The sequence below is a fragment of the Neoroseomonas soli genome, assembly GCF_018129065.1.
Lineage (GTDB): Bacteria > Pseudomonadota > Alphaproteobacteria > Acetobacterales > Acetobacteraceae > Neoroseomonas > Neoroseomonas soli.
In genome coordinates this window covers 27,696-50,982 of sequence record NZ_JAAEDM010000012.1, presented here as the reverse complement: position 1 = coordinate 50,982, position 23,287 = coordinate 27,696, and the positions used below count along the sequence as shown (strand labels likewise).

At 69.2% G+C, this 23,287-nt stretch carries 21 protein-coding genes, 1 tRNA gene and 1 pseudogene; 9 read left to right on the top strand and 14 right to left on the bottom strand.

Going from position 1 to position 23,287, the window contains the following annotated elements:
- Positions 1-227: 227 nt before the first annotated feature.
- Together GXW76_RS06985 and GXW76_RS06980 are read right to left on the bottom strand one after the other, a co-directional pair.
- On the bottom strand, positions 228-908 hold the full coding sequence (locus GXW76_RS06985; RefSeq protein WP_211861282.1) for an RlmE family RNA methyltransferase: 681 nt from the start codon (positions 906-908) through the stop codon (positions 228-230).
- An 11-nt stretch (positions 909-919) separates the two neighbouring features.
- Complete coding sequence (locus GXW76_RS06980; protein ID WP_211861281.1) at positions 920-1,999, bottom strand: Ppx/GppA phosphatase family protein; 1,080 nt, start codon at positions 1,997-1,999, stop codon at positions 920-922.
- Between the two features lie 219 nt (positions 2,000-2,218).
- On the opposite strand from GXW76_RS06980, the gene GXW76_RS06975 reads away from it, so the two are divergent.
- Positions 2,219-2,292, top strand: a tRNA-Gln gene (locus GXW76_RS06975).
- Between the two features lie 546 nt (positions 2,293-2,838).
- Here the strand turns inward: GXW76_RS06975 and GXW76_RS06970 are convergent.
- From GXW76_RS06970 to GXW76_RS06935, 8 genes and pseudogenes are all read right to left on the bottom strand, one after another.
- A complete protein-coding gene (locus GXW76_RS06970) occupies positions 2,839-3,810 on the bottom strand; it encodes a Bug family tripartite tricarboxylate transporter substrate binding protein (RefSeq protein ID WP_211861280.1) in 972 nt (323 codons plus the stop codon).
- 383 nt (positions 3,811-4,193) lie between these two features.
- Positions 4,194-4,607, bottom strand: coding sequence for a DUF3830 family protein (locus GXW76_RS06965; RefSeq protein ID WP_211861279.1), 414 nt, complete (start codon positions 4,605-4,607; stop codon positions 4,194-4,196).
- A gap of 166 nt (positions 4,608-4,773) precedes the next feature.
- Positions 4,774-5,817, bottom strand: coding sequence for a C-terminal binding protein (locus GXW76_RS06960; RefSeq protein WP_211861278.1), 1,044 nt, complete (start codon positions 5,815-5,817; stop codon positions 4,774-4,776).
- 28 nt (positions 5,818-5,845) lie between these two features.
- Complete coding sequence (locus GXW76_RS06955) at positions 5,846-6,748, bottom strand: carbohydrate ABC transporter permease (protein ID WP_211861277.1); 903 nt, start codon at positions 6,746-6,748, stop codon at positions 5,846-5,848.
- Positions 6,741-7,694, bottom strand: a complete 954-nt coding sequence (locus tag GXW76_RS06950; protein ID WP_211861276.1) for a carbohydrate ABC transporter permease — start codon at positions 7,692-7,694, stop codon at positions 6,741-6,743. The genes GXW76_RS06955 and GXW76_RS06950 overlap by 8 nt, the downstream gene beginning before the upstream one ends.
- 59 nt (positions 7,695-7,753) lie before the next feature.
- Positions 7,754-9,091 (bottom strand): ABC transporter substrate-binding protein, encoded by a 1,338-nt coding sequence (locus GXW76_RS06945; RefSeq protein ID WP_211861275.1) that lies wholly within the window; start codon positions 9,089-9,091, stop codon positions 7,754-7,756.
- Positions 9,092-9,121: 30 nt separating this feature from the next.
- On the bottom strand, positions 9,122-10,171 hold the full coding sequence (locus GXW76_RS06940) for an ABC transporter ATP-binding protein (RefSeq protein ID WP_211861274.1): 1,050 nt from the start codon (positions 10,169-10,171) through the stop codon (positions 9,122-9,124).
- Positions 10,172-10,227: 56 nt separating this feature from the next.
- Positions 10,228-11,865, bottom strand: a pseudogene (locus tag GXW76_RS06935) (thiamine pyrophosphate-requiring protein); the annotation flags it as partial.
- A gap of 115 nt (positions 11,866-11,980) precedes the next feature.
- On the opposite strand from GXW76_RS06935, the gene GXW76_RS06930 reads away from it, so the two are divergent.
- The 5 genes from GXW76_RS06930 (at position 11,981) to GXW76_RS06910 (ending at position 17,592) form a co-directional block, all read left to right on the top strand.
- A complete protein-coding gene (locus GXW76_RS06930) occupies positions 11,981-13,567 on the top strand; it encodes a serine hydrolase domain-containing protein (protein WP_211861272.1) in 1,587 nt (528 codons plus the stop codon).
- 12 nt (positions 13,568-13,579) lie between these two features.
- Complete coding sequence (locus GXW76_RS06925; protein WP_211861271.1) at positions 13,580-14,518, top strand: NAD(P)H-dependent flavin oxidoreductase; 939 nt, start codon at positions 13,580-13,582, stop codon at positions 14,516-14,518.
- Between the two features lie 66 nt (positions 14,519-14,584).
- Positions 14,585-15,070: a tripartite tricarboxylate transporter TctB family protein gene (locus GXW76_RS06920; RefSeq protein ID WP_211861270.1), complete on the top strand. Its 486-nt coding sequence runs from the start codon at positions 14,585-14,587 to the stop codon at positions 15,068-15,070.
- 4 nt (positions 15,071-15,074) lie between these two features.
- Positions 15,075-16,571 (top strand): tripartite tricarboxylate transporter permease, encoded by a 1,497-nt coding sequence (locus GXW76_RS06915; RefSeq protein ID WP_211861269.1) that lies wholly within the window; start codon positions 15,075-15,077, stop codon positions 16,569-16,571.
- A gap of 31 nt (positions 16,572-16,602) precedes the next feature.
- Positions 16,603-17,592, top strand: coding sequence for a tripartite tricarboxylate transporter substrate binding protein (locus tag GXW76_RS06910; RefSeq protein WP_211861268.1), 990 nt, complete (start codon positions 16,603-16,605; stop codon positions 17,590-17,592).
- A 39-nt stretch (positions 17,593-17,631) separates the two neighbouring features.
- Here GXW76_RS06910 and GXW76_RS06905 read toward each other — a convergent pair whose 3' ends face one another.
- The 3 genes from GXW76_RS06905 to GXW76_RS06895 are packed head-to-tail and all read right to left on the bottom strand — an operon-like array spanning position 17,632 to position 19,606.
- Entirely contained in the window at positions 17,632-18,423 is a 792-nt protein-coding gene (locus GXW76_RS06905) for an enoyl-CoA hydratase/isomerase family protein (RefSeq protein ID WP_211861267.1), read from the bottom strand.
- Positions 18,420-19,130, bottom strand: coding sequence for a metal-dependent hydrolase (locus GXW76_RS06900; RefSeq protein ID WP_211861266.1), 711 nt, complete (start codon positions 19,128-19,130; stop codon positions 18,420-18,422). Before GXW76_RS06900 ends, GXW76_RS06905 begins: the two co-directional genes overlap by 4 nt.
- A 17-nt stretch (positions 19,131-19,147) precedes the next feature.
- A complete protein-coding gene (locus GXW76_RS06895) occupies positions 19,148-19,606 on the bottom strand; it encodes a MaoC family dehydratase (RefSeq protein WP_211861265.1) in 459 nt (152 codons plus the stop codon).
- Positions 19,607-19,709: 103 nt separating this feature from the next.
- Here GXW76_RS06895 and GXW76_RS06890 point away from each other — a divergent pair, with 103 nt between their 5' ends.
- Positions 19,710-20,915, top strand: a complete 1,206-nt coding sequence (locus GXW76_RS06890; protein WP_211861264.1) for an MFS transporter — start codon at positions 19,710-19,712, stop codon at positions 20,913-20,915.
- 4 nt (positions 20,916-20,919) lie between these two features.
- On the opposite strand, the gene GXW76_RS06885 is transcribed toward GXW76_RS06890, so the two are convergent.
- A complete protein-coding gene (locus GXW76_RS06885) occupies positions 20,920-21,519 on the bottom strand; it encodes a HupE/UreJ family protein (RefSeq protein ID WP_211861263.1) in 600 nt (199 codons plus the stop codon).
- 21 nt (positions 21,520-21,540) lie between these two features.
- On the opposite strand from GXW76_RS06885, the gene GXW76_RS06880 reads away from it, so the two are divergent.
- Both GXW76_RS06880 and GXW76_RS06875 read left to right on the top strand, forming a co-directional pair.
- Positions 21,541-22,392 (top strand): sterol desaturase family protein, encoded by an 852-nt coding sequence (locus tag GXW76_RS06880; RefSeq protein ID WP_211861262.1) that lies wholly within the window; start codon positions 21,541-21,543, stop codon positions 22,390-22,392.
- A gap of 355 nt (positions 22,393-22,747) precedes the next feature.
- On the top strand, positions 22,748-23,062 hold the full coding sequence (locus tag GXW76_RS06875) for a hypothetical protein (RefSeq protein WP_211861261.1): 315 nt from the start codon (positions 22,748-22,750) through the stop codon (positions 23,060-23,062).
- Positions 23,063-23,287 lie beyond the last annotated feature (225 nt).

Here is a 23,287-nt window from a genome sequence, read left to right as displayed (position 1 = left end):
GGGGCGAGGCGGGTGGCCGAAGGACGGGGGGGGAAGGATGGGCTGGATTTTTCGCGATGGCCGTTCTAGGAATATAGTCTCCTGCCATCATCCCCGATGGCATCGCTCCTTGAACCTTCCTATCCGACTCGCGACATTGGCCGGTGATCCTGGCGTCGTCCTGCCAGATTCGGCATCCGAGCCGGGACGTTTAAAGGCCTAAAATCACTAAAGCGGCAAAAATTCCTTTATCCCAGCCCACGGAACCCCGTCGCCACGACGTAGAGTTCCGCACTGTCCTTCCGGCTGGCCGGCGGCTTCATGTGGCGCACCACGGCAAAGTCGCGCTTCAGCGTCGCCAGCATCTCCTTCTCGGTCCCGCCCTGGAGCACCTTGGCGACGAAGGCCCCGCCCGGCGCCAGCACCTTCCGCGCGAATTCGAGCGCGATCTCGGCCATGCCCATGATCCGCAGGTGGTCCGTCGCCTGGTGGCCGGTGGTGTTCGGCGCCATGTCGGACAGCACGACATCCGCCTTGCCGCCCATCGCGTCGATGGTGCGGTCCTCGGCTTCCTGCTCGGTGAAGTCGCCCTGCAGCACGGTCGCGCCCGGCACCGGGTCCATGGGCAGGATGTCGATTCCCACCACCTGCCCGCGCGGCCCGACCGCCTGCACCGACACCTGCGTCCAGCCCCCCGGCGCGGCGCCGAGGTCCACCACCCGCATCCCCGGCTTCAGCAGGTGCAGCTTCTCGTCCATCTCCAGCAGCTTGAAGGCGGCGCGGGAACGCAGGCCGCGTTCCTTGGCCGCCTTCACATAGGGGTCGTTCAACTGGCGGGTCAGCCAGCGCTGGCTCGCGGTGCTGCGGCCGGTCGCCGTGCGCAGGCGCGTCGCCATGCCGCGGCCGGAGCCGGGCGGTTGCTTCGCCATCGATGTCTCCTTCAGCGCGCGGGGCCGGAACGGCGGCGCGCGGGCGCGCGATCGGCGCGCATCATGCGGGTGAGCATGCCTTCCCTCAGCCCGCGATCGGCCACCGTCAAGCGCGGCGTCGGCCAGACGCGACGGATGGCGGCATAGACCGCGCAGCCGGGCAGCACGAACTCCACCCTTTCCGGTCCGACGCAGGGATGCTGCGCCAGGCCTTCGCGCCCGAGGGCGAAGAGATCCCCCAGCGCCAGGTCCGCCGCGGTGCAGTCGAGCGTCGTCCCATCCACCAGCGGTCGCCGGTAGCGCGGCAGGGCCATCGCCACGCCGGCGAGCGTCGTGACCGTGCCCGAGGTACCCATCAGCCGCACCCCGCCGGCCCGGATTTCCTGCGCGATGCAGTGGACCCGGTCGAATTCCGCGAGGTGGGTGGCGACCTCGTCCACCACCTCGAAGAAGCCGTGTTCGGTGAAGCAGGACTGGCCGGCGCGCTCGGCCAGGGTGACGACGCCGAGCGGCAGCGAGAGGTAGCCGATGAGTTCAGGCGGCGTTCCGGGGCAGGCGCCGGGCGGGACGCGGATCCAGGCGATCTCGGTGCTGCCGCCGCCGATGTCGAAGAGCAGCGCGCGCCGGTCACCGGGTTCGAGGAGCGGGGCGCAGGATTCCATCGCCAGTTCCGCTTCCTCCCGCGCCGAGATGATGCGCAAGCGCAAGCCGCTCTCCGCCGTGATGCGGGCGAGGAAGGCGGAACCGTTGGCCGCGCGCCGGCAGGCCTCGGTGGCCACGGCCTCAAGCCGCCTGATGGGGCGGCGGCCGAGCTTGTCGGCGCAGGCCGAGAGCGCGGCGGCGGCGCGATCCATGGCGCTGTCGGCCAGGCGGCCGGTATGTGCCAGCCCTTCCCCGAGCCGGACGATGCGGCTGAAGGAATCGACCACGCGGAAGCCCGTGGTGGTGGGGGCGGCGACCAGCAGCCGGCAGTTGTTGGTGCCGAGGTCCAGGGCGGCAAAGGCCGCCGGGCCGTGGTCCGGACGCACGAAGACAGTCGCCGCCGGTTCCGGCGGGGCTTCGGGTGAGTAACGGGTGGCGGCGTCGGTCATCCTGGGGTCCGGACCGGCGGCACGAGCCGACGGTCGCAAATCAATGATCCCGGAGATGTGGGGCGGGGAGCAAGCGGTTTCCACGGCATGCGAGGCGATCGGCGGGTCGGCCAGGACGCCCTGCTGCGATGCCTGCCCTGTCCGCCATCCCGCAGCTGGGGTGTTGCCCGATCCGGACGACGGCGCTATATGCGCGGCCCGGCCGATGCCGGACCCGCTTGGGGGATAGTTTAGCGGTAGAACTCCCGGCTCTGACCCGGGCAGCCTTGGTTCGAATCCAGGTCCCCCAGCCATTTCGCGCCGAACTCATTGAGAATATTGACGTCCGGCGCCCCGGTACCGCGGCCACGGATGTTTCATCGCGCATCCCCCGCACAGTCTCCCGCCTGCCGTCGTCGTCGCGCATGGCGGCTCAAGCCGCCGCCGCCGTCGGCACGCGCTTGCTTGTGGCCGCAGCCGCGGCTCATCGCCGGCGCTGTGTGGGGGGCTCCTTCGTGCCGGAGGCAAGCCCCCGGTCGCCACGGCCCTGCCGTTGGGTCGATGGTATGCGGCGGTTCATGACGCGCCCTCGCGCGGGGGCTGGTTACACTCGCAGCGACTGAGGGCTCCCGCCCATGACCGATGGCCTCGCGCCAAACGGCGGCCGCGCCCTCAGGACGTCCGGGAAGGCGCCGTTCTCGGCCTCGCGCACCGCCGCGGGGGCACGGCCGCTAACGCCCGCCGTGGCGAAGGCCCCTCCCCCATCCGGATCAGCAAGATCGGCATCGCCGCCGACCGGCTGCGGCCAAGCCCAGGACCGCCGGATCGGCCCGTCTCCGCCGGCGCGACGTGGCGAGGCGTCAGCCCGCGCTCAGGCCGAGGCGCTGGATCAGGCTGGTTTCCTGCTGCACCATCTCCCGCAGCAGGGCGGCGTAGTCGGCGCTGTTGCGGTATTCGGGCAGCATCTCGTAGCGGTCGCGCACCTCGATGAAGCCCGGATCGTCCATGCCGGCCTTGAAGGCGTCGTGCAGGGTCCGCGTGACCTCCGGCGGCAGGCCGGCGGGCGCCATGATGCCGAAGGGCGTCGTCACCGTCATGTCGTAGCCGAGGTCCTTCAGCGTCGGCGCGTCCGGGAAGCGACGCAGGCGCTGCGGCGTCCAGACGCAGAGAAAGACCGCCTGGCCGCCCTCGACCAGCCCCGCCATGCTGGTCGAGCCTGCCATCAGGTCGATGTGCCCGCCGATCATCGCCTGCGAGCCGTCGGAATCGCCGCGGAACGGCACATGCGTCAGGTCGAGGCCTTCCCGGCGCAGCAGTTCGGCCAGGTAGACGTGCGGCGTGCCGTTGGCGCCGGTGCTGCCATAGGTCAGCTTGCCGGGATTGGCGCGGGCCTCCTCGACGAAGCCGCGCCAGCCGTTGGGGAAGCGCCCGGCCTTCGCGGCCACGATGAAGGGGTAGCCGACGACGCAGATGACCGGCGTGAAGTCGCGCAGCGTGTCGTATTGCAGACGTTGCAGCAGCTGCACGCGAATGGCCGAGGCCGGGAACTGGGTCAGCGTGTAGCCGTCCGGCCGGGCCCGGGCGACCTGCGCCGCGCCGAGGGTGTTCGCCGCGCCGGGCTTGTTCTCGACGATGATGGGCTGCCGCAGGATCTTCGCGGTCGCCTCGGCCAGGGCGCGCATGGAGATGTCGGTGGTGCCGCCTGGCGGGAAGGGCACGATCAGGCTGATCGGGCGGGTCGGGAAGGCCGGGGCCTGGGCCCGCGCAATGCCGGGCGCAGCCAGCGTGCCGAGCACCAGTGCGCGGCGACCCACAGGATGCGTGATGGACATGGGTATGTTTCCTTCCGGCGATGCGGCCGGAAGCTAGTCATGCCCTGGTGGTGCAACAAGCCTCACCGGCGCGGTACGGCCACGCGCCGGCGGCATCGGTGGGATCGGATCGCCATGGATCGGGACGTGACGGCAGGCGTAGGTCCAGTGCATGCCCCGGCCGCGGATTTCGCGGACGCGCGTGAGATCGAAGGTGTTGAAGCCTCGCCGCAGGCACTCGTCGCGGGCAGGGCGATGGAGTTGGTCGGTCGTCGTGTCGTTCGGGTCGAACTCCACGGCAAACTCACTGCCCGCCCCGGTGGCGACCGGGCCGTCCCCGGCCGGTTGGACACATGCTGCGCAGAGGAGCAGAGCAACGGCGGCCAGGCGCTGCCCTGCGCGTGTCACGCCGGCCGGAAGGTGATCGGCTTCGCTCCGTCCCACAGCACGGAGCGGCCGACGACGGCCAAGCGATCCAGCCCTTCCCGGATGGTCAGGACGTGATTGCCGGCGAGCTGGCCCGCCTTGCTGGCGAAGCAGGTCGGCCCGTAGGCGATCAGGATCTCGGTCTCGCTGACGCCGCCAGGGAAGACGATGACCTGGCCCGGAGCGGGGTAGGACGTGGCGTTCTCGAAGCCGATGCCGAGGTCGAAGTCACCCATCGGGATCCAGCAGGCCTCGCCCGACCAGCGGACGTGGATGATGCGGTTGCCGTAGGGGACGAAGTCGCGGAAGCGGGCGACGGTCTTCGGCGCGTCGCGGTCCTCGTAGAACGCTTCGAAGATCTCACCGCCGATGTCGATGATCACGTCCGCCACTTGTGGTGCTCCCTGTTACTTTCGTGGTTCGGATGTAGCGGCTGGGTGGCGTTCGGCAAGATGGTTTCCGGCGGCATTGCCGCCGATGCGAACCCCATGCGCTTGGCATCGGCGATCGACATCCTCGCGGGGTGGGCGGAGGGGCGGCGCCCCTCCGCCAGATGCCCTACGAGTTCGGCCCGCGCTCCAAGGCGTAGGGCTGCCAGCGGCGCAGGCTGCTGGTGGCGAGCACCGTCGGATTGACGCAGGAGAGCGGCCACTTGCCGGACAGCGTCAGCGCCAGTTCCTGCCCCACGCGCCGCTTGCGCGCCGGATCGAAACGCGCGGAAGCCGACGCGTTGTGCGGCGAGAGGATGACATTGTTCATCCTGTGCAGCGGATTGTCCGGCTTCGTGGGCTCGGTTTCGAAAACGTCCAGGCCGGCGCCCGCGATCCAGCCTTCCTGCAATGCCTTGATGAGTGCGGCCTCGTTCACCGTCGGCCCGCGGCCGGTGTTGATGAAGAGCGCGTTCTTCTTCATCTGCCGGAAGTGGTGCTCCTTCATGAAGCCGCGCGATTCCGGCGTGTCCGGCAGGTGCATCGAGACGAAGTCGGAGGTCGAGAGCACCTCCTCGAGGCTCGCCGGTTCGACACCAAGGGCCGACATGCCCAGTTCCTCGATGAAGGGGTCGAAGGCCTTCATGTGCAGGCCGAAGGCCTTCGCACGGCGGGCGGTGGCGCGCGCGACGCGACCGAAGGCGATGAAGCCGAGCGTCTGGCCCATCAGGCGCGGGATCTGCAGCAGCTGCGGGCGGCCTTCGGACCAGCGGCCTTCGCGCACCATGCGGTCCTGCTCGATGCAGCGGCGGTGCGTCGCCAGCAGCAGCATCATCGCGTGGTCGGCGACTTCCTCGATGAAAGTGTCCGGGCAGTTGGTGACGGGGATGCCCTTCGCCGTCGCCGCCGCGACATCGACATAGTCCACGCCGACCGTGCCAAGCGCGATGTGCCGGCACTTCGTCAGCGCGTCGATCATCTTCGCGCTGAACTTCATGCCCTTCGCATAGACCGCATCCGCGTTGGGAGCGGCGGCGATGAAGCCTTCCTCGGTGGCGGGACATTCGACGATCTCGGCGCCCATGCCCTGGAGCGCCTCCATCTCGTAGTCGTAGCCGCCGCCGGATGTGGTGAAGGATGCGCCGGCCGGCGTCAGGATAGTGAACTTCGCCAAGGTTGGTTCTCCTGTGCGTTGCGCAGCCTCACTCCTTCACCGCGCCGGTGAGGGAGGAGACGTAGTAGTCCACGAAGAAGGAATAGAAGATCGCGACCGGCAGCGAGCCGAGCAGCGCGCCGGCCATCAGCGCGCCCCATTGATAGACGTCGCCGGTGATGAGCTCGGTCAGGATGGCGACCGAGACCGTCTTGTTCTCGCTGCTCTGGATGAAGGCGAGCGCGTAGATGAACTCGTTCCAGGACAGCGTGAAGGAGAAGATGCCCGCGCTGATCAGGCCGGGCACCGCCAGCGGCAAGGTGATCTGGCGCAGGATCTGCAGCCGCGTCGCGCCGTCGATCAGCGCGCATTCCTCGAGCTCATAGGGGATCGACTTGAAGTAGCCGATCAGCAGCCAGGTGCAGAACGGCACAAGGAAGGTCGGATAGACGAGGATCAGCGCGAGCGGGCTGTCGAACAGGCCCAGTTGCACGATGATCGTCGCGAGCGGGATGAACAGGATCGACGGCGGCACCAGGTAGGCGAGGTAGATCGCCAGCCCCACATATTGGCTGCCGGTGAAGCGCAACCGCTGGATCGCATAGGCGGCGAGCGTGCTCGCGAGCAGCGAGAGGAAGGTGGACCCGACCGCGACGCCCATCGTCGTGAGCAGCCATGACGGATAGGACGTCTCGAACAGCAGCTTGTAGATGTGCGCGAGCGTGGGCGAGGTGATCCAGAACGGGTTGTGCGTGCTGAAGTCGTAGAGCTCGGCATCCGGTTTGAAGGCCGTGATCGTCATCCAGTAGAACGGAAAGAGCAGGATGATGACGAAGCAGAACAGCGGCAGCCACAGCACGACGAACCGCCGCATCCCGCTGTCCCAGGACAGCCGCTCCGGCGGCGCGGTGCGGGAGGTCGGGACCTGTTCCTCCGCGATGGCGTCAGTCATTGGACTCTCCCTGCTGCCACTTCCGGCGCGCGAGCGCGAAGTAGGAGAACAGCGTCGCGAAGACGAGGAAGGGGATCATCGCGACGGCGATTGCCGCGCCCTCCCCCAGCTGCCCGCCCGGGATGCCGCGCTGGAAGGCGAGCGTGGCGAGAAGATGGGTCGAATTCACCGGACCGCCGCGCGTGATCGCATAGACCAGCTGGAAATCGGTGAAGGTGAAGATGATGCTGAAGGTCATCACGATCGCGAGGATCGGCAGCAGCATCGGGAAGGTGACGAAGCGGAAGCGCTGCCACGCGGTCGCGCCGTCCAGCATCGCCGCCTCGTAAAGCGAGGGCGAGATGGTCTGCAGCCCCGCGAGCAATGAGATCGCCACGAACGGAATGCCGCGCCAGATATTCGCCGCGATCAGCGACCAGCGCGCTGGCCAGGCGGTGTTGATGAAGTCGATGTTCGTCTCGCGCAGGCCGAGCTCGATGAACACCCAGGAGATGATCGAGAATTGCGGGTCGTAGATCCACCAGAAGGCGATGGCCGAGAGCACCGTCGGCACGATCCAGGGCAGCAGGATGATCGCGCGCAGGAAGGACTTGAACGGCAGGTGGTTGTTCAGCAGCAGCGCCAGCCACAACCCCAGGCCGAACTTCCCGACCGTCGCGACGCCCGTGTAGAACACGCTGAAGAAGATCGCGTTCCAGAAGATCGGGTCACCGAACAGGAACTCGAAATTCTCCAGGCCGACATAGATGCCGCGCTGGCCGATGGTGGTGTCGGTGAAGGCGAGCCAGACGCCCAGGCCGAGCGGATAGGTGAGGAAGACCATCAGCAGCCCGATCGCCGGCGCCAGGCACATGACGATCAGGAAGGCCTTGTTGTCGAAAAGACGCGAGAGCCAGCCCTGCTGGGTCGCTCGCGGTCTCCAGGTCTCGGCGGCGGTGACGGACATCGTGGTTCCTTCGCGCACTGCCGGCGGCCCCGGGAAGGGCCGCCGGCGGGCCTGGCGTGTCAGCGGCGGCGGAAGAAGCGCGCGGCGCGGCGTTCGGCCTCGCGCGCCGCGGCTTCGGGCGTCGCTTGCCCGGATGCGACCTGGGCACACATCTGGACCATGATGTAGTCGGCATTCGCCGCGGCGGACGCCTGGCTGATCGGTCCCTTGTACCCGATGTAGAAATTGGTCCGCATCACATCCTTGAAGATGCGCACCTTCGGGTCGCTGTCCCACACGGCACTGGTGGAATAGGCATCCAACGGCTGCGACCAGTAGCCGAGGTTCGCCTGCAGCCACGGATCGTACTGCTCCTTCTCGAGCAGGAAGGCGAGCAGCGCCTTCGACGCATTCGGGAAGCGGCTGTGCTTGAACACCATGGCATTGAGCGTGAGCCCCGCCATCGGCGAGGCGTCGAGCCGCCCCTTCGGCAGCAGCGTGTGCTCGGTGTCCTCCGCGATCGGCCTCGTCGCGGGATCGTTCTTCAGCGCGAAGTAGAGCGAGACGCCGTTCGCCGTCAGCCACACCTCGTTGGCCGCATAGGCGCGGTTGTTGCTGATGTCGCCCCAGGCGATCGTGCCCGGCACGAAGGTCGGGTACAGGTCCTTGAGGTAGTTCAGCGCCGCGATCGTGTTGGGGCTGTTGATGGCGACGTTGTTGTCCTCGTCCACCAGGTAGCCGCCATGCGACCAGATCAGCCAGTTGGCGAAGCCGTTGCCGTCGCCCACCGCGTTGCCGAGCGCAAAGCCCGCCGGCTTGTTGGCTGCCTTGAGCTTCCGGCACAGGTCGAGGAAGCCGGCATGGTCGTCCGGCGGCGCCTGGAAGCCGGCCGCGTTCAGCGCGGACTTGCGCCACACCAACGGTCCGCCCGACGCGCCGAAGGGCAGGCCGATCCAGTTGTTGGTGCCGTGCCGCTTGCCGTAGCGCTGCGCGAGGTTGAGCCAGCCGCCATACTTCTTGCCGATGTATTCCGCCACATCCGACAGCTCGACGAGCTTGTCGGCATAGATGTGCGGCGCCTCGTTGAAGCCGATGATGAGGTCGGGGCCCGCGCCGGTGTTCGCGGTGACGGCGGTCTGCTGGGTGATGTCCTCCCAGCCCACGAAGTCGACGCGCACCTGCACGCCGGTCTGCTGCGTGAAGCGGGCGCAGTTGGCGCGGAACACCTCCTCGTCCGGCTGGACGAACCGGACCGGGCGCAGCATCCGCAGTGTCGCGCCACTCTCGATCGGCAGGTTCGGCGGGGCGGCCGCGGCGGTCTGGATGTTGGACTGCGCGAAGGCGCCTCCGCCGGCGGCGAGGGCCGTGGCCCCTACCCCGGCGCCGAGAATGCTCCGGCGCGTGATGATGTTCGACATGTTCCTCTCCCTCCTGGCTTTTCGTTGCGGTTACGGAATTCGCTGGCCTGTCTTCTTGTCGAACAGGTGGACCAGCGAAATGTCGGGACTGACGGGCAGCGCCGAACCGGGGGCGCCGGATATGCGCTCGCGGAAGGCGCCAAGCAGCGAGGCATCGCCGATCCGCAGCAGGACCTGGGTTTCCGACCCCGTAGGCTCGATCACCTGGATCGAGGCCGGGAGTCCACCGGGATCAAGGTGCAGGTGCTCAGGCCTGATGCCGTAGATCACCTCGCCGCTGGTGGGTGCGCCCGGCGGCAGGGGCCAGCGCACCCCGCCCGCGGCGTGGAACGCGCCGTCCGCGATGTGCCCTTCCAGCATGTTCATCGCGGGCGAGCCGATGAAGCCCGCGACAAAGAGGTTCGCCGGTCGGTCGTAGAGTTCGAGCGGCGCGCCCGCCTGCTCGATGCGGCCGTGGTTCATCACCACGATCAGGTCGGCCATGGTCATGGCCTCGATCTGGTCGTGGGTGACGTAGACGGTGGTGACTTTCAGCCGCTGGTGCAGCTCCTTGATCTCGGATCGCATCTGCACGCGCAGCTTGGCGTCGAGGTTCGACAGCGGCTCGTCGAAGAGGAAGACCTGCGGATTGCGCACGATGGCACGCCCCATCGCCACGCGCTGCCGCTGTCCGCCCGAAAGCTGCCGGGGAAAGCGATGCAGCAACTGCTCGAGGCCGAGGATCCTCGCGGCCTTCTGCACCTCCCGCTCCATCACATCCTTCGGGGCGCCGGCCAGCTTCATGGAGAAGGCCATGTTCTGGAACACGGTCATGTGCGGGTAGAGCGCGTAGTTCTGGAACACCATGGCGATGTCGCGGTCCTTGGGCGGGACGTTGTTCACCACCCGCTCGCCGATCGCGATCTCTCCGCCCGTGATGTTCTCGAGCCCCGCCAGCATGCGGAGCAACGTGGACTTGCCGCAGCCCGACGGCCCGACGAGGACGACGAACTGACCGTCCTCTATCGCCACGCTGACCCCGTGCAGGATCTGCGTGCTGCCGAACGCCTTCCGCACCTCGCGGATATCGACCGTCGCCATTCAACCTCCCTGGATGCCCGGGCGGGTTGCCCCCGCTTCTTGGCCGTGACCCCGCGCTACAGGCGGGATACGGCTGTCTCCTTCGATGTGATGAACTCCAGCAGCGCCGGGGTTCCGTTCTTCGTCTGCTCGATGCCGCGCCGGATGGCGGGCACGATGTCCGCGATCCTGGTCACGCGCTCCCCATAGCCGCCGAAGGCGCGCGCCATGGCGGCATAGTCGCCCGAGATGTCGGTGGAGCGATATTTCTCCGTGCTGACCGGCATCACCTTCAGCTCGATCGCCATGGAGAAGTTGTTGAGCAGGATGGACAGGATGGGGATGCGCTCGCGCACCGCCGTCTCGAAATCCATGCCGGTGAAGCCGATCGCCGCATCGCCCCAGACATTGATGCAGAGCTTGTCCGGCGCCGCGAGCTTCGCGCCCATGGCGAGGCCCAGCCCGTAGCCCAACTGCGTCGTCTTGCCCCAGCCGAGGTAGGACAGCGGCGTGCGGCTCACCCAGAACGGCGAGAGCTGGTCGCGCGGCGAACCTGCATCATGCGTGATGATGGTGTTGTCCACATCCACCGTGCGCCACAGGTCGCGCAGCACGCGGTAGGGGTTCAGCGGCTCCGCATCGCTGTCGGTCTTGGCCGCCCAGGCGGCGAGCCATTCGGCCCGGTGCTGCTGGATCTCCCGCGCCACCGGCCCGTGGTCGCGCCTTTCCTTCACCCGCCCGGCAAGTTCCGCGATCAGCGCGTCGAGCGTCAGCGCCGCATCGCCCACCAGGCCGATGTCGCAGGCGATGTCCTTGTTCAGGTGGTCAGGGTCGAGCGTGGCGTGGATGATCTTCTTCCCCGCCGGCATCTTCACGCCGAAATTCGTCTCGGTGAAGGAACACCCGATGCCGAGGATGAGATCGGCATTGTCCAGGAAGTGCCGCACCGGCTTCGGGATCGCCAACCCGCCCGAACCGAGCGCCAACGGATGATCCTCGGGGAAGGAGGACTTGCCGCCGAGGCTCGTCGTCACCGGCGCCGCCAGCAGTTCCGCCAGCGCCTTGAGTTGCGGCCAGGCGCGCGCCCAGTGCACGCCGGTGCCGGCGTAGATCACCGGCCGCTTCGCCGCCGCCAGCGCATCCGCCGCCCGCGCCACATCCGCCGGGTCCGGCCCGTAGCGCGTCGCGATGACCGGCGTGTAGTTCAGCGGCTCCGGCACCTCCTCGTTCCACATGTCGGTCGGGATCTCGACCAGCACGGGGCCGCCGCGGCCGTTCCTTAGCCGGGTGAAGGCGCGCCGCAGGATGTTCGGCACCTCGGCCGCCGACATGATCGGCTCGGCGGACTTGGTGATGCCGCGCATCTGCACGGAGGAATTGAAGTTCGGATCGATATGCGCGAGGCGGCGCGGATAGCCCATCGGCAGCACCAGCACCGGGATGCTCTCGCCATAGCACTGCGCCACGCCGCCATAGGCGTTCTCGGACCCCGGCCCGTGCTGCATGCAGAAGGCGCCCAGCGTGCGGCCCGAGGTCACGCGGCTGATGGCATCGGCCATGTGCAGCCCGATGCGCTCCTGGCGCACCATGACGGGACGGATATCGATCGCCGCCGCGTGCTCGATCAGGTGGTTCACCGGATAGCCCGTGAGGATCTGGATCCCCTCACGCTTCATGATCTCGGCGATTGCTGCGCCAAGTTTCATCGTGCCGTTTCCCCTTTGCCGGCACTCTTGTGGCCCGGCCTGCTATTGCAGCCTAGACACCGCATTGCGTTGCCCGCAACCCCCCCGCTTGTGCCATGCCTTACGTGCAGGCAGGCTGCTTAACATGGCAGCGCGCGATCTTGACCTGATGTCCCTCGAACGCCGGGTGGAGGCGCTGCTCGCGCCCTTCGCCGCGAAGGGCTCGCCGGGATGCACCATCGGCATCGTCCGCGACGGCGCGCTCGTGCTGCATCGCAGCGCGGGACTCGCGAGCATCGAGCACGAGGTGCCCGTCGGCCCTTCCACCACCTTCCGCATCGCCTCGGTGACCAAGCAGTTCACCTGCGCGGCCGCCCTGCTGCTGGCCGAGGATGGGGTGCTCTCCCCCGAGGACGACCTCGCCGCCTTCATCCCCGAACTGCCGGACCTCGGCGCACGCGTCACCGTCGACCACGTGATGCGCAACACCTCCGGCATCCGCGACATGCTGGAACTGATGCGGCTCGGCGGTCTCGACCTCTCCGATGCCTGCACGGGCGCGGACCTGCTCGCCGCCATCTGCCGCCAGCGCGGGCTGAACTTCGCGCCCGGGAGCCGCTTCCTCTACAGCAATTCGGGCTTCTTCCTGCTCGGCCTGGCGGTGGAGCGCGCCGCCGGAATGCCGCTCGGCGCCTTCCTCGAGCAGCGCATCTTCACCCCGCTCGGCATGACGCGCACGCGGCTGACGCCGACGACGAGCGAACTCGTCCCCGGCCTCGCCACCGGCTACCTGCCGGCGACCGGCAATTTCACCCGTGCCGCGCACGGCTTCGCGCTCGGCGGCGAGGGCGGGCTTGTCTCCTGCGTCGAGGACCTCGCGCTCTGGGCGCGCAACTACGAAACCGGCCGCGTCGGCGGCCCGGCATTGGTGGAGGCGCTGCAGCAGCGCGCGCGCTTCACCAACGGAGCGCTGAACCTCTACGCCCGCGGCCTGGAGGCCGGGGAGCACCGCGGCGTGCCGACCATCGGCCATGGCGGCCTCTGGCCCGGCTACAAGACTGCCTTCCTGCGCGCGCCGGCCGAGCGCCTCGCCGTCATCGTCATCACCAACCATGGCGGCGCCGACCCGGGTGCGATCGCGGCGCAGGTGCTGGAGGCGGCGCTGGCCGGCACGGCGGGGCTCACGCCTGTCCCGCCCTTGCCGGCGCACGCGGCGCTGGAGGCGATGACCGGCCGCTGGGTCAATGCCGGGGAAGGCGCTTCCTTCGATGTCTTCCTCGACCCGGCGGGGCAGCCCATGGCGCGCAGCCATGGCGTGCCCTTTGCCCTGGCGCCCCTTCCGGACGGTGCGCTGACGGCCCGCCGCGGCGTCTTCTGCTTCACGCTCCGCCCCGCCGGCGCCGCCCTGGAAGTGGAAGCGGATGCCGGCCAGCGATCCGTCTTCCAGCGCGCGCCTGCCGAGGCGGCGATGCCGGAGAACCTGCCCGGCCGCTACGCCTGCGCCGAACTCGGCACCGAATGGACCATCGGCGACGACCGTCGCGTCAGCGCCCGCGGCCCACATGCCGTGGGCGGGCCCTGGCGGCTGGAACCCGTCGCGCCGGGCCTCCTGCGGATGCATGTGCCGGGCTCGCTCTTCGACACCTGGTACGACATCCGCCTTCTGCCCGGCGGCGCGCTGGAGGCGAACGGCGCCCGCGCCCGCCGCCTGGTCTTCGAACGCATCTCCTGAGGAACCGAGTCCATGCCCATTCCCGCAGCCCTCAAGGGCCGGCTTGCCCTGCCCGCCATTGCGGCGCCGATGTTCCTCGTCTCGGGGACCGACCTGGTGGTGGAGACCTGCCGCGCCGGCGTGCTCGGGACCTTTCCGGCGCTCAACCAGCGCAGCACCGAAGGCTACGGCGAATGGCTCGCCGAGATCCGCGAGCGCTGCGGCGACCACGCCGCGCCCTTCGGCGTGAACCTCATCGTCCACCGGTCCAATGCGCGCCTGCAGCAGGACCTCGCGGAGACGGTGAAGCAGCGCGTGCCGGTCATCATCACCTCCCTCGGCGCGGTGCAGGAGGTGGTGGACGCCATCCATTCCTACGGCGGGCTGGTGTTCCACGACGTCATCAACATGCGCCACGCGCGCAAGGCCGCGGAAGCCGGGGTGGACGGGCTGATCGCGGTGACCGCCGGCGCGGGCGGGCATGCCGGCACCTACAATCCCTTCGCCTTCCTGCACGAGATCCGGCAGTTCTTCTCCGGCACGCTGATCCTGTCGGGTGGCATGTCCACCGGCGCGCATATCGCAGGTGCACGGGCGGCGGGGGCGGACCTCGCCTATCTCGGCACGCGCTTCATCGCCACCACGGAAAGCCGCGCGCCCGAGACCTACAAGCAGATGGTCATTGCCGCGGAGGCAAAGGACATCGTCTACACGCCCGCGATCAGCGGCGTCAGCGCGAATTTCCTGCGCGCCTCGCTCGAGAATGCCGGGCTCGACCCCGACAACCTGCCCGACTACGGGAAGGACGTCGCCCCCGGCAACCACGACCGCCGCGCCTGGAAGGACATCTGGTCCGCCGGCCACGGCGTCGGCGCCATCCGGGACGTGCCCAGCACCGCGGAACTCTGCGCGCGGCTGAAGCAGGAATACCGCGAGGCGATCCAGGCGCTCGCCGCCGATCTCGCGGCCTAGCCACCGCGCCGCGGCATCGTCTAGCCTTTCCCCCGCGGCAACGACCGCATGGGGGAACGACAAGGGATGCATCTCTCGGACCGGGTGACGGGCGGCTTCCTGGTGCTGCTCGGCGTCCTCGCCTTCTGGGGCGGCTCGCGCCTGCCCGCCGTGCCGGGGCAGGATGTGGGGCCGGCCGTCTTCCCGATGGTGGTGGGCGCCGGGCTGGCGCTCTGCGGCGCGCTGATCGCCTTCGGCGTCGGCCACAGCTTCGAGGACGAAGAAGTCGAGCCGATCGAGGCACATGCGGGCCTCGCGCGCTGGCTCGGGGACCGGCGCATCCTCGCCGCCTTCGTGCCCCCGGCGCTGCTGCTGTTCTACATGCTGGTGTCGGAGACGCTCGGCTTCCTGCCGACCGCCTTCGTGCTGGTGCTGGTGGCGGCACTGGCGCTCGGCGCCTCGTTGCGGCTCTCTGTGGGAATGGCGGTCTGCGCGCCGCCTTTCGTGCATCTCGTCTTCTACAAGCTGCTCCGCGTGCCGCTGCCCGCGGGCATCCTGCCGGCGCCGTGGTGATGCCATGACCGAGATGCTGGAAGCCTTCCGCCTCGTCGCAGCGCCTGACGTGCTGATCGCGATCATGGCCTCGGCCGTCTATGGCCTGGTGGTGGGCTCGCTGCCGGGCCTGTCGGCCACCATGGCGACGGCGCTGCTGGTGCCGGTGACCTTCTACCTCTCGCCCATCGCGGCGGTGGCGACGATCATCACCGCCTCGGCCATGGCGATTTTCTCGGGGGACATCCCCGGGGCGCTGATGCGCATTCCCGGCACGCCGGCCTCCGCCGCCTATACCGACGAGTCCTATGCCATGACGCGCAAGGGCCAGGCGGAACTGGCGCTGGGTGCCGGCCTCTGGTTCAGCGCCATCGGCGGGATCGTCGGCACGCTCTCCCTCGTGCTGATGGCGCCCCTGCTCGCGGAGATGGCGCTGTCCTTCTCCACCTTCGAATATTTCTGGCTCGCCTTCCTCGGGCTGATGTGCGCGACGCTGGTCGCGCGATCCTCGCCCATCAAGGCGATCGCCTCGATGCTGCTCGGCCTGCTGTTCGCCTGCGTCGGCATGGAGAACCCGGGCGGCGTGCCGCGCTTCACCTTCGGCATCGCTGACCTGCTCGGCGGCATCGAGGTGATCCCCGCCCTGGTCGGCGTCTTCGCCGTATCGGAGGTGATGCGCGCCATGACGACGCCCGAGCCTCCGCCCCTGCCGCGGCGGCGCTTCGGGTCGATCCTGGCGGGCCAGTGGGGCCTGACGAAGAAGTACCAGTGGCCGATGTGGCGCGGGAACATCATCGGCATCATCATCGGCGTGCTGCCGGGCGCGGGCGCCGACATGGCGGCCTGGGTGTCCTATGCCATGTCCAAGCGCTTCTCCAAGGAACCGGAGAAGTTCGGCACCGGCCATCCCGAAGGGCTGGTGGAGGCCGGCGCGTCGAACAACGCCTCGCTCGCCTCGGGCTGGGTGCCGGCGTTGCTCTTCGGCATTCCGGGCGACACCATCACGGCGATCGCCATCGGCGTTCTCTACATGAAGGGGCTGAATCCCGGGCCGACGCTGTTCACCGAGCGCGCATCGTCGATGTACGCGCTCTACATCATCTTCGTGCTGGCCAACATCATCATGATCCCGCTCGGCATCATCATGATCCGGGTGGCGAGCCTGGTGCTGCGCGCGCCGCGCGCGGCGGTGATGCCGGTGATCGTGCTGCTCTGCGCGGTCGGCGCCTTCGCCACGGGCAACAACCTGTTCTCCGTGCTGCTGGTCGGGATGTTCGGCATCGTCGGCTTCGTCATGGAGCGCAACGGCTACCCGGTGGCGGCGATGGTCCTCGGCATCGTCATGGGGACGATGGTGGAGCAGAGCTTCGTCACCTCGCTCATCAAGTCGGACGGCGACGTGCTGCCCTTCTTCGAGCGGCCGGTCTCCTCGGTCCTGGCAGCCATGGCCATCGCGGCGCTGCTCTGGCCGGCAGGGGTCTGGGTCGCTCGCCGCTTGCGGCCCGCCGAAGCCGCGCGATAGCGTCATTCCGCTGCCAGGAGGAAACCAAGAAATGAACCAGTTCACCCGCCGCGGCGCGCTCGCCGCCGGCGCCCTTGCCGGGATCGCACCCCTTGCCCGCCCTGCCCTCGGCCAGGGCCGCTACCCCGCACGCCCTGTCCAGGTCATCGTGCCCTGGGGCGCGGGCGGCGGCACCGACGCCACGGCGCGCATCGTCGCCGCCCTGCTCGAGAAGGAGATGGGCCAGCCCTTCAACGTCGTGAACCGCACCGGCGGTTCCGGCGTGGTGGGCCATGCCGCCATCGCCCAGGCTGCGCCCGACGGCTACACGATCGGCATGCTCACGGTCGAGATCTGCATGATGCACTGGCAGGGTCTCACCGAACTCAAGCGCACCGCCTACACGCCGCTCGCGCTGATGAACGAGGACCCGCCGGGCGTGCAGGTGAATGCGAGCTCGCCGCACCGCGACATCAAGTCGCTCGCGGATGCGATCAAGGCCAGCCGGCCAGGCCAGTTCAAGGCCTCCGGCACCGGCCAGGGCGGCATCTGGCATCTGGCGCTCGCCGGCTGGCTGGGTGCGATGGGGCTGCGGGCCGACCATGTGCGCTGGGTTCCGTCGAACGGCGCGGCGCCGGCGATGCAGGACCTCGCCGCTGGCGGGCTCGACATCGTGACCTGCTCGGTGCCCGAGGCGCGCGCCATCATCGAGGCCGGGCGCGCGCGCTCGCTCGCGATCATGGCGCCGCAGCGCAACCCGCAATTCGCCAGCGTGCCGACGCTGAACGAGACGCTCGGCATCAGCTACAGCACCGGCGCCTGGCGCGGCATGGCGGGCCCGCTGAACATGCCGCGCGAGATCGCGCAGGCGCTGACCGCCGCGATGCAGAAGGTCTGGAACAGCCAGGAGTTCAAGGACTTCATGAACGCCCGCGGCTTCGGCATGGTCTGGGGCGACGCGGCGGGCCTGTCGGCGCACATGGAACGCACCGACGCGACGCTCGGCGCGGCGATGCGCGAGGCAGGTCTCGCACGCGGATGACGCGTGGGGCGGCGCCGGGGCGACCGGCGCCGCACCGTGTCAGCGACCGCGGAAGACCGGCTTGCGCTTCTGCGCGAAGGCGGCGAGCCCTTCCTTGGTGTCCTCGGTCTTCGCCAGCGCCGCGGTCTGCGTCTGCTCGAAGCGGTAGCCCTCGTGCAGCGGCATGTACTCGCACATGGTGAAGGCACGCTTCATCGCCGCCACCGCGAGCGGCGCCTTGCCGGCGATTTCCCGCGCCATGGCCTGCGCCGCCGGCAGCAGTTCCGCCTGCGCGAAGCATCCGGACGCGACGCGCATCCGGTGCAGTTCCGGCCCGTGCAGGCGCCGCGCCGTGTAGAGGAACATGCGCGCATCCGACTGCCCGAAGTGCCGCAACACGTGCTGCACGCCGCCGGCAAGGCCGACATCCACCTCCGTCATGGACATGAAGGCGTCCTCGGCGACGAGGACGATGTCGCAGACCAGCGCCAGCACGCAGCCTGCCCCGATCGCCGGCCCGTTCACCGCCGCGATGACCGGCTTGCCGCATTCCATCACGCAGTCGAAGCCGGCGCGGACATTGCGGCTGTGACGCGGGAAGGCCCCGCGCATTGCCGCATCCGGCCGGTCACGCAGGTCCGCGCCGGCGGAGAAGGTCTTGCCGGCCCCGGTCAGGACGATCGCGCGCACTTCGTCGGATTCGTGGAGCGCGTCGAAGATGCGCGTGATCTCGTCGCGGAAGACGCCGTTCTGCGCGTTGACCGGCGGGCGGTCGATGGTGACCGTCGCCACGCCCTCGGCGACCTCCACGCGGAAGACGGTCAGGTCTTCAAGGCCAGGCAGGGCGCTCACGGGGTGAAGGCCTTGCCCTTCTCGGGCACCACCACCTTCGCCTTGGCGCCTTCCATCTCCTTCACGAAGCCGGAGGCATCCGGCAGCAGCAGGCCGAAGGTCGCATAGTGGCAGGGGATGGCGGTCTTCACGCTCGGCAGGAACCGCTTCACCGCCATCGCCGCACTGCGCGGACCCATGGTGAAGCGGTCGCCGCAGGGCACCATGGCGACGGTGGGGCGATACAGCTCGTCGATCAGCGCCATGTCGGAGAACAGGTCGGTGTCGCCCATGTGGTAGACGACCGGCTCCGCCTTGTCCTTCGGCGTCACGACGATGCCGTTCGGCAGGCCGAGGCTCTGCGACACGCCGTTGGCATCGAGTTCCGACGACGAATGGAAGGCGATGGTCAGCGAGACGCTGAACTCGCCCTGGTCCGTGGTGCCGCCCGTGTTCATCGGGTCGAGCTTCTCGACGCCCTGCCGTGCCAGGTACATCGCCAGGTCGTAGTTGGTGACGAGCTTCGCGCCGGTGCGCTTGCAGATCGAGACCGTGTCGCCGATGTGGTCGCCATGGCCGTGCGTCAGCAGCACATGCGTGGCGCCGGCGCCGGCCTTCTCGGGATCTCCCACGAAGGCCGGGTTGCCGGTGAAGAACGGGTCGATCAGCACGACCGAGGAGCCGAATTCCAGCCGGAAGGCGGAATGGCCGAACCAGGTGATCTTCATCGCGTGCTCTCCTTCGCTCAGGGGAAGGTCATGCGGATGGTGTCGGCGATCAGGGCAGGCTTGTCCTTGCCCTCGATCTCCACGGTCTGGCGCACGGTGATGCGATGCGCGCCGTTCGCGCCATCCTCCACCGCCGCCAGTGCCTGACGCAGCCGGATCCGGTCGCCGGCCTGCACCGGGTTGACGATGCGCACCTTGTCGGAGCCGTAGTTCAGCGTGCGCGACGGCCAGGACACCTTGTAGACCCCGGCGCCGAGCTTCGGCAGCAGCGAGAGCAGAAGGTAGCCGTGCGCGATGGTCTTGCCGCCCGGCATCTCCTTCTTCGCGCGCTCCACGTCCACGTGGATCCACTGGTGGTCGCCGGTGACCTCGGCGAAGCGGTCGATCATCTCCTGCGTCACCTCGAGCCAGTCGCCGACGCCGAGTTCCTGGCCGATCAGCGCCTTCAGGGCTTCCGGCGTTTCCACCACGCGCATGCGTTCCTCCGGGAATCAAATGGGGGCGCATCCTCGTGCGGGGCGCCACCGGGATCAACCCCGACGGCTTCCGGACCGGGCGCGGCCAGAATAGCCTGCGGCCATGGCCCTCATCCCCGGCACGCCACGATTCACCGCCGCCATGGTGGCCGCCCAGGTGCTGACGCAGATCGGCGCCTTCACCCTCCCTGCCCTGCTGCCAGGCTACATGGAGCGCTGGTCGCTCTCGGGCATCGAGGCAGGCTGGCTGATCGGCATCTTCTTCGCCGCCTACGTCCCCGCCGTGCCGGTGCTGCTCGCGCTGACCGACCGCGTGCCGGCGCGGCGCATCTACCTGGTGGGGACGGGAGCGACGGCGCTCGCGCATCTCGGCTTCGCTCTGCTGGCGGAGGGGTTCTGGTCGGGCCTCGCCTGCCGGGCGCTGGTGGGCATCGGCTGGGCGGGGGCCTACATGCCGGGGCTGAAGGCGATCGCGGACCCGCTGACGGGCAGCGCGCAGTCGCGCGCCGTCTCCTGGCATGCGGCGGGCGTCGGGATCGCGGGGGCGATGTCCTTCGCGCTCGCCGGCGCCTGCGCGGCGCTGGCGGGGCCGGAGGCAGCCTTCCTCGTCGGCGGCATCCTCGCGGCGGGCGCCTTCGCCATCGCACTGACCATCCTCCCGGACACGCCGCCGCCACCGCGGGCCAACGGCGGAAAGTTGCTCGACTTCCGGCCCGTCCTGCGCAACCGCCGGGCCATGGCCTGGATCGCCGGCTACTGCGTGCACACACTGGAAATGGCGGTATTGCGGGCCTGGGCGGTGGCGTTCCTCGCCGCGTCCTTCGCGGTGAACGCCCCGCCGGCATGGCTGCCCGGGCCGACGGTGCTGTTCACGATCGCCGGGCTGGTCGGCATCGCCGTATCACTGACGGGCAATGAAGTCTCGGAACGCTTCGGCCGGGCCCGCGTCGTCACGCTCGCGATGCTAGGGGGTGCTGCAATGTCGGTGGTGACAGGCTTCGCCGCCGGGGCGGCGCCGCTGCTCGCGGTGGCCTTCGTGCTCGCCTGGAACGCGGCGATCTACCTCGACAGTTCCGCGCTGACCGCGGGAACGGTGCAGGCGGCTGAGCCCGCATTGCGCGGCGCCACCATGGGGCTGCATTCCATGGCGGGCTATGCGGGCGGCTTCGTCGGGCCGCTGCTCTGCGGCGCGGTGCTGGACATGGCCGGCGGGGACGGGCCCCTCGCCTGGGGCCTCGCCTTCGGCCATGTCGCGCTGATCACGCTGGCGGGCTTCGCCGTGCTGCGGTGGCTCGGCCGCGCGGCCTGACGGGTCAGCCCGCCAGCGACACGCCGAGGAACAGCACGCCCAGGGCCACGCCCGCGAAGCCCGCGACGCGGCGCATCGCCACGCCGTGGCCGGCTGCCGCGATCCGCCCGGCCGCCCACATCGCGGCAATGCCGATCGCGCCCTGCATCACCGCCAGCGCCGCCAGATAGGCGACCAGCGGCCCCTGTTCGGCGCCGATGATCGCCTCGGCGAAGGCGTGGCCGTGCACCAGGCCCGCCAGCGCGAAGCCCGCCGGCAGCAGCGCCCCCGGCGTGCCGCGCAGCAGCGCCGCCCCCGCCACCAGCACCGAGAGCGCCACCAGCGCCTCCACCGGCCCGAAGCCGATCCCGGCCACATGCGCGAGGCTCCCCAGGAAGCCGCCGGCGACGAAGGCGAGGATCGCCAGCACCCCGCGCGCTCCCGGCAGCGCCGAGGCCAGCACCCCCGCGGCCAGCAGGAAGGCCAGGTGGTCCACCCCGATCACCGGGTGGCCGATGCCGGAGGCGAAGCCTTCCCACAGCGTGGACGGCACCGCGCCGCCCATCGGGTGATGCGCCAGCGCGGGCAGCGGCGCGAGAGCAAGCAGGGCAGCGAGGCGCTTCATGGTCATCTCCTTGTTGCCGGCATGGTCGCAACCACGCGCCATCCCTGCAAGAGTGCGCGCCGCACGCTACATCTCGGGACAATGCTGGCCCAGGAACCCGTCATCCGCCTTTCCGTCTTCGCCGCCGTGCTGGTGGCAATGGCGCTGCTGGAGCACGCCTTCCCGCGGCGGCCGCAGCGGCTGTCCTGGCGGCGGTGGCCGTCGAACTTCGGGCTGGTGGCGATCTCCTCGGTGCTGCTTCGGCTGGTCGCGCCGGCGGGCGCGGTAGGCGTGGCGGCCTGGGCGGAGGCCCGCGGGCTCGGTCTGTTCCCTGCGCTCGGCGTACCCGCCTGGGTGGCGGCGCCGGTCGCGGTCGTGCTGCTCGACATGCTGATCTACTTCCAGCACCGCGTCTTCCACGCCGTGCCGCTGTTGTGGCGGCTGCACCGCGTGCACCACGCGGACCCGGAACTCGATGCCTCCTCCGGCCTGCGCTTCCACCCGGTCGAGATCCTTCTCTCGTTCGCGATCAAGGCCGCGGCGGTGGTGGCGCTCGGCGCGCCGGCGGAAGGGGTGCTGGTCTTCGAGGTGCTGCTGAACGCGACCTCACTGTTCAACCACGCCAACCTCGCCCTGCCTGCCTGGCTGGACCGCCCGCTGCGGCTGCTTCTGGTGACGCCGGACATGCATCGCGTCCACCATTCGGAAATCCGCGTGGAAACGGACAGCGACTTCGGCTTCTGCCTGCCATGGTGGGACCGGATCTTCGGCACCTACCGCGCGGAACCGGCGAAGGGGCAGCTCGGCATGGTGATCGGGGTGGAGTGCTTCCGTGCGGATGACGAACAGCGCATTGACCGGCTGCTGCTGCAGCCACTGACGCCCGAGCCCTAATTCGCACGGAAAGGCTGGCGAAGCAGGATTTCACCGACGCGCCGGAATGCAATGCAACACTGATCCCCGGGGACAGAGATCGGCGTTGATCCGCCGACTGCTCACCGACGCGGCGCGGGCGTCCTTCGGGGCTTTCGCCGAGCCTGCGAGGCCAGTCGGCGGTACGCGAGAGCACGACCGGCCCCGGATGCGTTCCTTGGGTTCGCGGTATCGCACGCAAGGCGCGCGCATCATGTCGAATTCAATCGATGCGCCTACCGAGACTACGGGCCCTTAACGGGTGCGGCCCATACTCCGCCTGGCCTTTGTGACGTGTCACAACGGATTTCGATCTCCATCGACACAGGACATCCTGATGATCAAGAAGTACGCTCTCGCTTCGGCCGTCGTGGCTTCGGCTTTTTCCTTCGTGCCGAGCGCGCAGGCCCAGCGTGAAGCCATGGGCATGTTCTACCAGATGCAGATGGCGCCCAGGGTTTGCGGCTGGCAGAACGCGCCGAGCACGGCGAAGCTGGACGCGGCCATCACCGCCCAGGAGCAGGGCCTGCGCGTCACCGCAGCCGATCGGGAGGCGATGCGCCGGGCTGCCGAGGTCGCGCTCCGTGCCGACCCCACCAACTGCGCCGCGGACGGCATGCTGCGCATGATGTTCGATGAGGCCGTGAAGTAGCCACTTCCGCGCTCGCCGTCTTCAGACAGCGAGCCGCCGATGGGATTTGATCCGTCAGGACGCGACTTGAGGGCGGGTGGGCAAGCCGACAGAGAGAGGATTCCCTGACGCTGGGGGGGGGCGCAATTCCACGCTCCTCCCTGGTGCGGCGAGCAGCGTCCGAACCCTCCTGAATTCCGCCATCCGCCAGCTTGCCCACGTGACCGAGGTCGCGTGGGCAAGCTG

What these genes read in the sequence shown, in the direction of transcription:
- GXW76_RS06890 (WP_211861264.1), top strand. Translation starts at nt 19,710, where the DNA reads ATGGCCCTCATCCCCGGCACGCCACGATTCACCGCCGCCATGGTGGCC.
- GXW76_RS06885 (WP_211861263.1), bottom strand. Translation starts at nt 21,519, where the DNA reads ATGAAGCGCCTCGCTGCCCTGCTTGCTCTCGCGCCGCTGCCCGCGCTG.
- GXW76_RS06910 (WP_211861268.1), top strand. Translation starts at nt 16,603, where the DNA reads ATGAACCAGTTCACCCGCCGCGGCGCGCTCGCCGCCGGCGCCCTTGCC.
- GXW76_RS06970 (WP_211861280.1), bottom strand. Translation starts at nt 3,810, where the DNA reads ATGTCCATCACGCATCCTGTGGGTCGCCGCGCACTGGTGCTCGGCACG.
- GXW76_RS06915 (WP_211861269.1), top strand. Translation starts at nt 15,075, where the DNA reads ATGACCGAGATGCTGGAAGCCTTCCGCCTCGTCGCAGCGCCTGACGTG.
- GXW76_RS06955 (WP_211861277.1), bottom strand. Translation starts at nt 6,748, where the DNA reads ATGACTGACGCCATCGCGGAGGAACAGGTCCCGACCTCCCGCACCGCG.
- GXW76_RS06895 (WP_211861265.1), bottom strand. Translation starts at nt 19,606, where the DNA reads ATGCGCGTGGTGGAAACGCCGGAAGCCCTGAAGGCGCTGATCGGCCAG.
- GXW76_RS06900 (WP_211861266.1), bottom strand. Translation starts at nt 19,130, where the DNA reads ATGAAGATCACCTGGTTCGGCCATTCCGCCTTCCGGCTGGAATTCGGC.
- GXW76_RS06880 (WP_211861262.1), top strand. Translation starts at nt 21,541, where the DNA reads ATGGTCGCAACCACGCGCCATCCCTGCAAGAGTGCGCGCCGCACGCTA.
- GXW76_RS06980 (WP_211861281.1), bottom strand. Translation starts at nt 1,999, where the DNA reads ATGACCGACGCCGCCACCCGTTACTCACCCGAAGCCCCGCCGGAACCG.
- GXW76_RS06940 (WP_211861274.1), bottom strand. Translation starts at nt 10,171, where the DNA reads ATGGCGACGGTCGATATCCGCGAGGTGCGGAAGGCGTTCGGCAGCACG.
- GXW76_RS06945 (WP_211861275.1), bottom strand. Translation starts at nt 9,091, where the DNA reads ATGTCGAACATCATCACGCGCCGGAGCATTCTCGGCGCCGGGGTAGGG.
- GXW76_RS06920 (WP_211861270.1), top strand. Translation starts at nt 14,585, where the DNA reads ATGCATCTCTCGGACCGGGTGACGGGCGGCTTCCTGGTGCTGCTCGGC.
- GXW76_RS06950 (WP_211861276.1), bottom strand. Translation starts at nt 7,694, where the DNA reads ATGTCCGTCACCGCCGCCGAGACCTGGAGACCGCGAGCGACCCAGCAG.
- GXW76_RS06925 (WP_211861271.1), top strand. Translation starts at nt 13,580, where the DNA reads ATGCCCATTCCCGCAGCCCTCAAGGGCCGGCTTGCCCTGCCCGCCATT.
- GXW76_RS06930 (WP_211861272.1), top strand. Translation starts at nt 11,981, where the DNA reads ATGGCAGCGCGCGATCTTGACCTGATGTCCCTCGAACGCCGGGTGGAG.
- GXW76_RS06985 (WP_211861282.1), bottom strand. Translation starts at nt 908, where the DNA reads ATGGCGAAGCAACCGCCCGGCTCCGGCCGCGGCATGGCGACGCGCCTG.
- GXW76_RS06875 (WP_211861261.1), top strand. Translation starts at nt 22,748, where the DNA reads ATGATCAAGAAGTACGCTCTCGCTTCGGCCGTCGTGGCTTCGGCTTTT.